This window comes from Chryseobacterium cucumeris (genome assembly GCF_016775705.1).
Lineage (GTDB): Bacteria > Bacteroidota > Bacteroidia > Flavobacteriales > Weeksellaceae > Chryseobacterium > Chryseobacterium cupriresistens.
The window spans coordinates 2690656-2702606 of sequence record NZ_CP068760.1 but is presented as its reverse complement, the minus strand read 5'-3'; the positions used below and the strand labels follow the sequence as shown (position 1 = coordinate 2702606).

General features: G+C 30.8%; 8 protein-coding genes. 2 read left to right on the top strand and 6 right to left on the bottom strand.

Annotated elements, in window-relative coordinates:
* Positions 1–10: 10 nt before the first annotated feature.
* The 3 genes from JNG87_RS12120 to JNG87_RS12110 all read right to left on the bottom strand — a co-directional run bounded on the left by JNG87_RS12120 (position 11) and on the right by JNG87_RS12110 (position 5155).
* Complete coding sequence (locus JNG87_RS12120) at positions 11–1519, bottom strand: restriction endonuclease subunit S (protein ID WP_202838661.1); 1509 nt, start codon at positions 1517–1519, stop codon at positions 11–13.
* The gene (locus JNG87_RS12115) at positions 1506–3899 is read right to left on the bottom strand and encodes a restriction endonuclease subunit M (protein WP_202838660.1); all 2394 of its coding nucleotides are present in this window, start codon (positions 3897–3899) and stop codon (positions 1506–1508) included. The genes JNG87_RS12120 and JNG87_RS12115 overlap by 14 nt, the downstream gene beginning before the upstream one ends.
* 356 nt (positions 3900–4255) lie before the next feature.
* Positions 4256–5155 (bottom strand): COG2958 family protein, encoded by a 900-nt coding sequence (locus tag JNG87_RS12110; RefSeq protein ID WP_202838659.1) that lies wholly within the window; start codon positions 5153–5155, stop codon positions 4256–4258.
* A gap of 221 nt (positions 5156–5376) precedes the next feature.
* On the opposite strand from JNG87_RS12110, the gene JNG87_RS12105 reads away from it, so the two are divergent.
* Positions 5377–6516 carry a DUF3800 domain-containing protein gene (locus JNG87_RS12105; protein WP_202838658.1) on the top strand — a complete coding sequence of 380 codons (1140 nt, stop codon included), beginning with the start codon at positions 5377–5379 and terminating at the stop codon, positions 6514–6516.
* A 94-nt stretch (positions 6517–6610) separates the two neighbouring features.
* On the opposite strand, the gene JNG87_RS12100 is transcribed toward JNG87_RS12105, so the two are convergent.
* Positions 6611–8242 (bottom strand): reverse transcriptase domain-containing protein, encoded by a 1632-nt coding sequence (locus tag JNG87_RS12100; RefSeq protein ID WP_202838657.1) that lies wholly within the window; start codon positions 8240–8242, stop codon positions 6611–6613.
* Positions 8243–8645: 403 nt separating this feature from the next.
* Here JNG87_RS12100 and JNG87_RS12095 point away from each other — a divergent pair, with 403 nt between their 5' ends.
* The gene (locus tag JNG87_RS12095; RefSeq protein ID WP_202838656.1) at positions 8646–9845 is read left to right on the top strand and encodes a hypothetical protein; all 1200 of its coding nucleotides are present in this window, start codon (positions 8646–8648) and stop codon (positions 9843–9845) included.
* 99 nt (positions 9846–9944) lie between these two features.
* On the opposite strand, the gene JNG87_RS12090 is transcribed toward JNG87_RS12095, so the two are convergent.
* A complete protein-coding gene (locus JNG87_RS12090; RefSeq protein WP_202838655.1) occupies positions 9945–10358 on the bottom strand; it encodes a hypothetical protein in 414 nt (137 codons plus the stop codon).
* A gap of 40 nt (positions 10359–10398) precedes the next feature.
* Complete coding sequence (locus JNG87_RS12085) at positions 10399–11679, bottom strand: DUF3945 domain-containing protein (RefSeq protein ID WP_202838654.1); 1281 nt, start codon at positions 11677–11679, stop codon at positions 10399–10401.
* Positions 11680–11951: the final 272 nt, after the last annotated feature.

The following is an 11951-nucleotide window of genomic DNA, read 5'->3' as shown; positions in this document are numbered from 1 at the left end:
GTTTAGTTTGTTATCCTAATATAATCTGTTCTACTTCTTGTTTTGCTTTTTCTAAAATTGAATTTGCCTCTTCTTGCAATTTTTTTGCTTTGGAACGGATCTCTGCAACATAATCTGCAATCTCGATTTGCTTGTTTAAATCAATATTTCCATTTGAATCAATCGGAAGAACAATATTCTGATTTAAATATGTGGACATTATCAAATTGCGGATTCCATTGGTTTGACTTTGCATAGATTCTGTCAATTTGATATTATAAACTGTTTTTAAAAATGAAAATAAATAATTTGAATTCACTACTGTTTCATCGACGGTAATTTTATGAATAAAATTACTAAAAGCTAAAGCTCCTTTATCTAGATAATCATTAGTTATTAAAGCAATTCTACCAACTGGTTGATCTGGACTTCCTCCTGACTTCTCAATTAACAAATCTCCTTCTTTAATATTTAGTTTAGATAATTTTTCATCCTTTATTAGTCTAAATTTTACCCTAGAATTATCAAGAGTTAAATTATAATCATTATTAAACTCTGTTGCCCTTATTACCAAACATTTTGTATAACCTTCTATATCAATTCCTTCATTTTCAATCCCCCAATCACCTGCAACACTTTCTATTAAAATATCTTTCAGTCTTTTAGTTATAAACTTTGTTCTATCTATATTTTTGATTGCTTGTTTTAAATCTGTGGTTGTTCTATCATACAGCTTAGGATCAAATCTACCGCCAGATATATCACTAAACATAGCCGTAAAAATACGTGCTTCTAAACTGCTATCTTTTACGGGTAAAGTAATGCCTAACTCGTTTAACAAGTAACTATCTATACTTGCTAATAAGTCTTTGGCTTCAACTTCTTTGGTTTGTTTTTGAGTGTAAGCACTATTATAAATGTCTACAATTTGTTGTTGGATTTCTTTTGAAGGAATAGGAACTTTTAGATCACTGATATTTTTTAATATAATTCTTTTTAATGCCGATCCGCCCATAGATCGCTTTATTAAATGGATAACAATATTACTTTTTAAGATATACTCCAAATATTGAGGTAAAACCTTATCTGGTTTAGGGGTCAAAATTGCGAGAGATGATAATACTACAAAATTATTTTCTTTAACTAAATGAGTCTTACCTATCGTGCCATCTTTAGAAAATAAGATATCATTAATACTAGGTTGGCAACCATTTTTCACTAATTGTGAAAAATCTTTATCAGAAATTTTCAAACAATTTATCAAATCAATTTCGCCATCATCATTTAAATCTTTTACAGTAATATAATTGTTAGTATAAATAAAATTACTTTCTGGCGAATGATGTGATCCATCAGTAACCTTTGATAATACTTTGCTTAATTTAATGAATTTACTAGTAGTTGAATTTTCTAATTTCTTAATCAATTCAACAAAGAAAGGTGTATAAAAATTAGAGTCAATCACATTCTCCAATTTAGAGCGTTTTATCAAAAAAACTTTCTTTGTATCTAGTGATTCTTTCAATTTATATTGTTCCATTCTCTATGTCTTTTATAAATTGAGCAACTGCTTTTAAAATCCCTTTTTCTAAAATAGTTTTTTTAGTACTTATTTCATTTTTATCATCATGGATATCGTAACGGCGAGTTACTATTTCATCAAACAAATCATGAGAAAGATGCTCAACAATATCTTTGTATGCACCTTGTATAATTTCTTCTTTTGAGACTAAATTTGCTGAACGTTTTCCTGCCGCATCAAAACCAATATTATCAGCAATAGCCATTAAAATTGGGTAGTCAGGCAACTCATTAGCACGAGCCTCCTGATAGGCTTCATTTAATTGCTCTTTTAAATCTGCTATCTTATCTGCAAATTGTTGATTGATTTCTGATTTCCATTCTTTAAATTCCTCACTATCTTTAATAGCTTTCATACTCACCAAACCAGTCCTATTTGAAAAACCTTCTAAATCTTTGATGATTTGTTTTTTCTCATTTTCCCAACGCTCAATTGTTTCCTTATACTGAAATTTTGTCAACAGCTGGTTTTGAATTTCTATTTTTTTTTCTCGTAAATATTCCGTATGATTAACTTTATGTTTACGTAGAAAAACCACCGAACTTTTCACCCCTGCGCCTGTAGCAGCAAACGCAGTTTGCGGCATGGAAACTACAGAGACAATACGGTACCAATCTTCTATTGCATCACGTACATATTGTAGAGAACTATTTGTTAAAATACCATCCGGTATAACAATAGCTAAAAATCCATTTGGAGCAAGGAAATTGTAACATTGCTCAATAAATAAAACTTCTGTACTTTGATTATTACGAGTTTCAAGCTTCAATTTATTTTCCGAATCATCATCTAATTCCACTTTACTAAAAGTATTAGATTTTTTAAGATCGAGCCAATCAGGTTGTTTGTTACCCAAAAAATACTTTTTGAGGTATGCTTTTTCGTTTTGCTTAATAGCACTACCAAAAGGTGGGTTAGTGATAATAAAATCAAATTTATTATACTTAAATCCTTTATTACTGGTAAATTTGAAGATATCTGAATCATCCACGAGTCCATCAACAGCCACAACATTTGTGTGACCATCATCATGGATAATCATATTCATTTTTGCAGTTCTGGCAATCTGTTCATTTATTTCAATACCATATAGGTTTTTCTCTGCGAAATTATGCCAGTAATCATGCCAACCATTATAATCGTCCTTATCATCCTTATGTTCGGGAAACTCTAAGTCAGCTTGTCTTCTAACTTTGTCTAATGCATGAAGCAAGAAACCACCACTGCCACAAGAGGTGTCTAATACTAAAGAAGTATTTTTAATTGGTAAGGCTTCAACTATAAATTGTACAATAACTCTAGGTGTAAAATATTGTCCGAACTCACCTCTAAAAAATGATCCCATAAAAGTCTCGAAAGCACGACCCTTACTATCTAAATCTGTTTCATTCAGATTTATTTCTTGCAAATAGTTGGTAATTGTACGAATCCGCTCATCACTTAATCGAATATCATCTTTAAAAACTTCTTTATCAAAATTTTTACCTGCACTATAAATTGCTTTTATTCTTTTCGCAAGTGATTTATTGGTGTTGTATTCTATTTCATCTTTGTTTTTTCCTTTTTCAATTATAATTTGGAACTGATAAACTTCTCCTTTTCTTCTTCTTTTTAATTGCCCTCCTTCAACATTATACCGCTCATCCCAAATTTTGCAAAAGATTAACTTATCCAATTCATCAAATGCTTCAGAAGGATTTAGTTGACCACCCGCCCATAAAGCATCATGTGCTTGTTTAAAACGACGGGTTAACTCTTCTTCAGAAACAGTTTTTAATTCTTTGAAAATTTGTTTTTTTTTCTTTCCGTCTTTATTATCAACATATTCGTGAACCCCACCACCTTTAACAAATTGATATGGAGCAACTTCATCTGACCCATAGTGAGGTAAATCCGGCAATTCCTCACGAAGATCTTTTTCCTTATTAAAACGATATATGGAGTTTAATAATTCTGAAGTGACCCAAATATATTTGATAGTTCCAGAAAGTGCATTTGCATAGCTAAATCCTTGATTTACGGCTTGGTTGAATTCCTGTTGAGAAACTTTTTGTTCTTTACACTCAACAATAATTTTAGGACTATCCCAATTTTTATCTTCATGAACTATAATATCTGCTTCTCTCTTATCAGATCCCATTGTAACCATCCTGAATTGCTCTATATGTTCTACAGGATAACCATACTCTAACACCAAACGTAGAAAAATCTCTGCTTGAACTTTTTCTTCAGGATTTGAAAAATTTCTTGATTTATCTTGGAATAAATATTTTATAGTTCTTTGATCTTCTGAAATGGAAATCAAACCTTTATTGATTCCTTCTTGTAGTAAACTCATGTTTTATTTTATTGAATTTATTTCTTTAATGTTTTTGACTAGTAAGTTGGCAATTTTAGCCATGATAGTCTACAAAGTATGGTTTAGATTAATTATGACGCCATCCTATGAATGTTATCTTAGATTAATTAAAAAAATAGAATCTTCAATTTTGCTGATCATATCTCCTTCAAACTGAGATAATTTATAATTAGAATCCTTTAAAAACTCAGATAATCTCATCTTTATATATCGTCTTTTATTTTGTATAATACTAACCTTCAAAGATACGAAAGCTTGGAGCTCAATACTAATTGTTTTAGTATTTACATAGATTTATCTGTACTGCAAATATCAGTTAGCTAAAAACTAAACAATTAAAAATTCTCAATCTTTTCAACGACATCATATTCCTTCTTATGAATCTTTTTACTCGTTAAATCAATCTTAACCGTTTCAATAAAGTCCTTAAAATCATTATTCATAGCAAGTTTATTCATTGTTTCAAAGTCCAAATCTTTCTTATATTTTGCTGGAAGAATCACATCTGAAGAATGTGGATCGTCTAGATCAAGCTCTATCACACCTATACCAAAGGAAGCTGCTAACCTAGACAATTCATTCATAAAATCTTCATCTTCTGATATTCTGGCGGCCACCAAATAAGACTCATTTGCCCAAGAGGAATTAGAAACACATTGAAAAAAGCTTTCTCTTAAATTAGCAAAGCTCAACTCTCTTTTGATTTCAAATGAATACAAAACGACTGAATTTACACCAACAGCCCTGCTAAATTCATTGATCTCTTGTTTCCAGTCTTCCATACGGTAATAACAGCCTACCATATCAGGATGTACCCATTCGCCAAACTCTTTCTTACTAGAAATATGATGCCTTATTGTTTTGGTATAACAATTCAAATGATAATAAACAAAGTAGCTTAGATACTTATGAAGGTCTTTTTCTAAAAAATCAAACTTCTTTTTTTTCAGTGGTGGAAGATCTTCTGGAATTGTATTTTCATAATCTTCCAATACCCCTTCCATTGATTTTAAATAAAATCTTTTAGGTCTTGAATCTGTTTTAGCAAAAACTGATTTCGGATTATCTTTGCTATTCACATAGATCTGAGCTCCCAATGTTGACCATGGAGTCTTTCCCTGTGAATTTAATTTTTTATTATATCCTTTTTCGACAGCAAGGTTCCAAATCTCAGTGGCTGTCAATGGTTTCTTTTCTTCTTTTAATATGGATTGAGCTAGCTCTAGAAAGGTCATGGTAGTTTGTCTTTATTTCCCAAATAACATAGATATCACTATGTAATATTATAATTTTATGCTAAAATAAGAAAAGAATAAAAATTAGTGAGATTTACTACACAAAAAACTTACAACAGTGATTTGAGTTTTAAAGCACCTTGAAAAAAATTCTTTACCATTGAATATACAAATTGTATCCGTAACTTTACTATCTAGATATATAAAACTCACTTAAACTGATGATTCCCGCTAAAATTTTTATTGACGAATTTGGTAATACACATCTTGATTTATCCAAGAAAGGTACATTTTCACATTTTATCTACACTTCTGTCATCATCAAAGAAACTGACACAGAAAAAGCAAGAAAAATTCTGAAAGAAATATGCTTCAAATATAGATTAGGTGATGATTTAAAATCAAAGAATATTAAAAGTAAAAACTTTAAAAAGAGAAAAGATATTTTAATAGAATTTCTTGAAAAGTTAGATTTTGTAGTGGACGTAATGGTAGTTGATAAGTCAAATTTATCTGGTGATGGACTAAAGATTAAAAAAACATTTTACAAATATTTCCAGTCTTTATTTGTTGAAAAATATAATAATATATATGAGAGCTACTCAATTAATGCAGATAAAGTTGGAGAAGAATTTAAAATTGAACTCCAGGATTATGTGAGAAAGAAAAGCATTAGTCGTGATTTATTTAACCCTGACAGAAATTTTGAAATATTTGATGACAAAGATGAAAAACTGATTCAAATTTCTGATTTTATCTCTGGCTGCTTAGGAAAAGTATTTTGCACAAGCCACTTTGATAAACAATACATTGAACTGTTTAATTTGCTGCATGCAAGAACCTCAATTTCTTACTTTCCTTTTGAGAGCTATATCACGAAAGAAATAGAGAATAAGCCCGAACTTGATAGGCAAATTATGAAAATGAACTATCAGTTGATAGAAAAGTTTTTTGACTCTTCAAAAAGTGAGAAAAGCAAGGAAAAAGCAAGGCTATTAGAATATCTTAGATTTCAGTCTGAATTAAATCCTAACCGCTTAGTATCAACAAGAGAATTACTAATCTATCTCAATAATTTCTTTCCAAATATAAAAAATGAAAGGATAAGAACCTTAATAAGAGATCTTAGATATGAAGGATTATTTATTGTAAGTCATTCAGGAAAGCCCGGCTACAAACTTGCTACGAAATATTCTGATGTTTCTGAGCACTTTAATCACTTTTTAAAATATGTTGTACCTATGCTTCAAAAGGTAAAAATTTTGAATCAAACATTGTCACAAAATTCTTTCAATGATATTAATCCTATCGAAAAAGATCCTAACATGCAAAAACTTAAGGAATTGGTAGCTGGCATCTAGCATTTTTAGGAGATTATGAAATTACTATAAATAATAAATCTTTAGTTTTAAACAATAGAATTTTTATAATCACCGAAATAGACTATATCAAAAATTAGTTGAAATTCTTGTTAAGATTTTTTTTGATTGCATGATTCAGTACATTATGTCTTTTTCTTATTTGTTTCAAGAAAGAACTATCTACATCTCTATTAAATATCCTATCACATCTTTTTAGGTAAGATATATAGTTAGATTGATGTTTTATAGGCATTTTCACGGGCTCTAAATAATACTCGTCCATTTCATTTTTTACAAATTTATATCTTATTCTAAACTTTTGTTTTAATTCTTTAGAATCGTTATCAAAATTTTTTAATGGTGCATTATATAGCTTTTTTATTTGGTGCTTAAAAATTGCCCTTCTGCTTTCAGGGGTCATATTTTGTCCCGCTCTTTTTGCTCGCCTTTTTACAATATAAATAAGTCTTCTAAAATATTTCGATAAGTTGGTAGACTTAATACTGGTATTAAATCCTCTATATTCAAAGCCTAGATAAATAAGAGGTTTTGCAATTCTTCTTTGATTATTTTCAATTTTTACTGACGTCAGTCTTTTATCAGAATTTTTGTTATAAATTAGATTTTCAAACAAGAACTCCTCAGTTTTATGACTACTTATATTTAAACCATACTTCAAAATCTCAGACAATACAAATTGTTTTATTTCGTTTACTTGGGTTGAATCACAGATTATCAATAAATCATCAGAATATCTTCTATAATATCCACCATATTTTCTAACAACTTCTTTGATAATATTTCTGTCAAAATCTAGTAAATAAATATTTGCTAATACTGCGCTCAATGGAAGACCTTGAGGTATTCCAATTTTAACAAGTTTCCCATTTTTTAGTTTTTTGCTAAAAGGGTTCTTATAAATCTTTAGACGACCATTCTTAATTTCGTCTCTCAACTCATTTATATCGTGATAAAAACATTTGTACCCCTTAGATTTTCTTATCAGATGGAGTTTTTTTTCATCAAAGCCAGATCTTCTAAGACCAAGTGTGTTTTTTACTCTTAGATCATCTCGTAAAATATAACTAAAATTCGTACAAGCTCTAAAAACCTTATAATGGTCTTCAGGAAGATAATTCTTGTTTATTATTTCACACCATTTGCCATATAATATTTTGTGGTCTAATCCAGAAAAGAAATTTTCTATATCAAAGGTCAATGCAGCTACATTTTTGTATTGTGAACGATTTTCAATTTCGTCAAATGCTTCCTTAGCAAAATGAATTGTACTTTTACCTCTTGTTTCATTTTCTAAATCAATCTTCCTGTAGGCGATTATACATTTATCAAGCTCAATATCTTCTTTTATTATATCTAAATATTTTGAATTTAAAATATTTCCATAATAACTATAGATCAATGAATCAAAATGGCTGGCGTAATGAATGGGTCGAGATTTTACAGTTTGTTTACTTTTTCCTTTACTAATCTTAAAACAATGTGTACGACCAGACCGATTGGTGTTTAGATGCTTTCTCTCATCAAATCTTTTATATTTTCTCTCACTAATTGAATCGTGCATCAAAGGAAAAAAAGCATATTTTTCAATATACTTTTTATTAGTAATCTTTTGTTCATATGCTTTCCAATCGTTTTCGAGCGATAATGATGGAGTTATATGTATATATCCTTTACTTTTTAACCAATCAGGCTTCTTTTTAATCATAAATAAACTTACTTCTGAAATTTACAATAGAGGATGCAATATTTACATACATATTTATTCGGATAAGTACCCAATACTGAGTCATTGTTTATTTTTCCTAAATTATTGTTTAACCTTTATAGCAAAATAACATCTAATACAAAAGATATGGTAGAAATTAATTCAAATTCACTAGATTTATGGTTTGAAACAATTCTTCTTTCGGCAGAACTGGTAGGCTTATTGCCTGACCCCCTAAGTGGGTTAATGCTGCTGATTAGTAAATCATAGTCCAATACCGTCTTTTTACGGTAAGTAAAATTTTAAGTTTCTTAAAATTCTTCTATCCTTCCTAGTTGTAAAAATCCTCGATCAGAAGTAAGCATTACAAATATAATTATATATTTGTAATAAAATTAATAACTTGAAACAAAACTCAACAAATTCGAATGAACCCTTATACAAACTAGGGGATTTGGTAACATATTTAACAAACCCATTTTTAAAGTCTGTTAATGAATTAGTTCTTAAGGCAAAGTCTGAATACACACCTCCAGTTTTGGTGGTGTTTGAAATCACTAATCCTAAAAATTTTAATGAACAAACAGGCAAAAAAGACGTTCAGTATAATTGTATTTTCTTTAATAGCAAAACATGTTTGTTTGAAAGAAAGTGGTTTAAAGAAACTGAGCTAAAATTTGTTTCAGATCATGAAAATGGTAGTGGTAATGAATTTGAAACTATAAGTTTATGTGACGCTCAGCAGTATGTTAATAAAAAATTTATACTAAAATCAGTAGATGTTGAGCTTAAAAAATTAAAATCTAATTTTGAAAAAACTGATAATGTTAAAACTAAAATCACTGCACATTTAGATTTTGTATCACCTATTTTAACAGTTTTAGAAGTTCTTTCAAATGAAAATAAAAAAGTTTTCGACAATATAACTGGTACAAAATTACGTTCTGCCATCCTTTTTAAATGTAAATGGTTTAACGCCACTAAACAAACATTTTCAGAAGACCTTATCCCCTCAAATGTACTTACAAATGTGGAACAATTCGATATTTCAAAGAGTGAATTTTCCTTTGATAAAGATAATTATTATCTTTTTCCGGAAAGCACAGTGAAAGACAAAGTTTATGAAGTACAAGATATTGTTGAATTGTTAAATATCTCCTTTAATACATATTACTATGAGTTTGTCTATAAAAACATTTTTACTCAAAAAATTAATAATATGATATTGACACAAGATAATATTTCTGCGATTCAAGAAATACCAAGAGAAGATGTTTTTTCAAGCGAACTTATTGGAATAAATCCTCAAAGGATATTTAAACAATTAACACCATCAACATTTAAAAAAGGAGCTTTTTATAAAATCGTTTATAAAGACAAAATGGGTAAAATAACAGAAAGAATGATATACGTAATTGATATCATAGCTTTTAATAAATCATTTACTAAAGTAACATTGACTCCTACTCAAAGATCGAAAACACAAACACTTCATGATTTGCATTGCTATATTGAGGCCTACTGTCTTTTGAGAAATGGTGATAAACGTCATTTTATTTTGAATCACGAAAATATTCTTTCGGTCAAAAGATTTCTACTATAATATTTTGTAAATGTGGATCTCTCGTTATTTCTTGAAAAGCAAACTGTTGATTTAATTGTCAGGTCAATGATTAATTCAATAGATGTTATTTAATGTCTACTATATTGTAAAGGAATCTTTATTAAGTTTGTCCCAATTTGAAAGAAATAGAGGATTATTAAGTGTTGAAATTGTAATAATTCCTCTTGTCGAATATTGTCTACACTGATCATATGCTTCCTGTCCCGTTGCGATATAAAAATCTGGTGCTGACATTTGATCAGCATTCAGGTTAACAAATATATAGTAGTGATTAAGGTTAATCCTCTCTTTCATTATTGGCCAACCGTTATTTTTTCGTTTGTAAATTGCTTTAACCTGAATGACAAACTTTTTATCGTCTTTCTCTGCAAGAATGTCTATTGCTTTGGCATTACCCATAGTAATTCCTACACTGAATCCTCTCCTAAGAAGTTCAGCCGCGACAAAGTACTCGCCAGAAAGGCCTGTGCTATTTCTTTGTATTTCTACCATTTTTTTTACAATTATATGAAATGTTTTTTATTAACTAAAATTAAATACCTCTTCTCCTTTTCTTCGACAGACCAGCTGTTTCCTTCCACACATTCTTAAAAGAAAACTCAAACTTCCCAATTCCCTTATCAAACCTCAAATATCCCTGATACCCCTTCCCATTGCTATCCACCAGTCCATCCACATATGCCACCTCCCCGTTCTTTAACTTCTCCACCTGCCATTTCTTAAGCCTCTTCCCTCTGAACACCTCCGGAACCTCTCTCAAATCTCCCACTCCCATCCTCCTTACCTTCTTATCCAGCAAAAACTCCACATACCTCTTATCCGCATTATACTGAACCGCAGCATTAAACAAGGTCCCCCGAGCTGAAAGCATATTTTCAATATACAGCGGTTTTCCTTCCCTTAAGATCTTTCTCTGTTCTTCATCCAAAGTCACTCCTTTGATCACGAGTGGAACCCTTACCCTGTCTGCCCTTACCTGCACCAGCTCATTGGTCAGCCTGTCCCTGCTGATAAGAGAAGGCAAGATCTCTCCTGTAATCCCATGCACCAGATCCACCACCCTTCCCATGTTCCCACTTACCATCAGATTTCTTTTATCCTCTTCTGAAAATGTATGTCCAAAGAAAGGCTTGGAAAAATCAGGCATTCTTCTTACCGGATAAAACCTGAGTTCCACTTCTCCAAAATCATTAGCCTGAAGAGAGAGCCTCGCTTCAATTGTACCCGATACTGTTCCCAGTTCAATGCGTACAGGAACAAGCATTGGAGTTTTATATCCTTTCAGCATCGGGTCCAAAGCACCCAGCTCTTCCAATCTTTCCTTATCCCACCCCAGCTTCTCCATCATCTTCCAGTCCACCTGCTCAGTCTTATATAGATAACTATTTCGAACATCCTCTCCCTTACCTGCTGTTTTCTCCTCTCCCATCTTTCTATGTGCCTCCACCACATCAATAGAAATCTCATACTTCTTCAGCTCTTTTTTCTCTTCATCCGTAGCCTTATCCATATACTTCTGAAGGTTTACAGCCGTCTGCTTTGCTTCATATTCTGTTACCTTAAAAAACGAAAACTCCGAAGGCTCCTTCAGCTGATGATAAAACACCGAATAAAACTCAGTAAAAGAATTCTCATTACGCTCAATACTCAGCATTTCATCACCGCTCAGATCTTCAGGACTTATTCTATTTACTTCCCCATGATCATCCAATCCCTTAACAATCCCAACGGTACCCGTTTCATGATGAAGCACCAGTAAGGTATCGCCAGTCCTTTCAACTATATCCATTTTCTCGTTTATATTGTTATCCATGACTTCAATTACTACGTAACTCGTAAGATATAAAGTCAGGCAAGTTTCTTAAAAATGATGGCAGCTGAAGGCTCTATTTGGCAGTAAAGGTTCTGCTTCTTCTGTATAATATTACAGCCAAAGGACAACAAATTTTAACACATATTAAATATGAATTAAAATCATAGTTCAATAAAATAAATAATCTTTTTGTTATGTTTGTAATACAAATAACAACATATCAAACATAACAATGTACACATTATGCATTTAGCCATCGATTGATATGAATG

Coding starts and splice junctions, on each gene's coding strand:
- JNG87_RS12120 (WP_202838661.1), bottom strand. CDS start 1,519: ATGGAACAATATAAATTGAAAGAATCACTAGATACAAAGAAAGTTTTT.
- JNG87_RS12115 (WP_202838660.1), bottom strand. CDS start 3,899: ATGAGTTTACTACAAGAAGGAATCAATAAAGGTTTGATTTCCATTTCA.
- JNG87_RS12110 (WP_202838659.1), bottom strand. CDS start 5,155: ATGACCTTTCTAGAGCTAGCTCAATCCATATTAAAAGAAGAAAAGAAA.
- JNG87_RS12105 (WP_202838658.1), top strand. CDS start 5,377: ATGATTCCCGCTAAAATTTTTATTGACGAATTTGGTAATACACATCTT.
- JNG87_RS12100 (WP_202838657.1), bottom strand. CDS start 8,242: ATGATTAAAAAGAAGCCTGATTGGTTAAAAAGTAAAGGATATATACAT.
- JNG87_RS12090 (WP_202838655.1), bottom strand. CDS start 10,358: ATGGTAGAAATACAAAGAAATAGCACAGGCCTTTCTGGCGAGTACTTT.
- JNG87_RS12085 (WP_202838654.1), bottom strand. CDS start 11,679: ATGGATAACAATATAAACGAGAAAATGGATATAGTTGAAAGGACTGGC.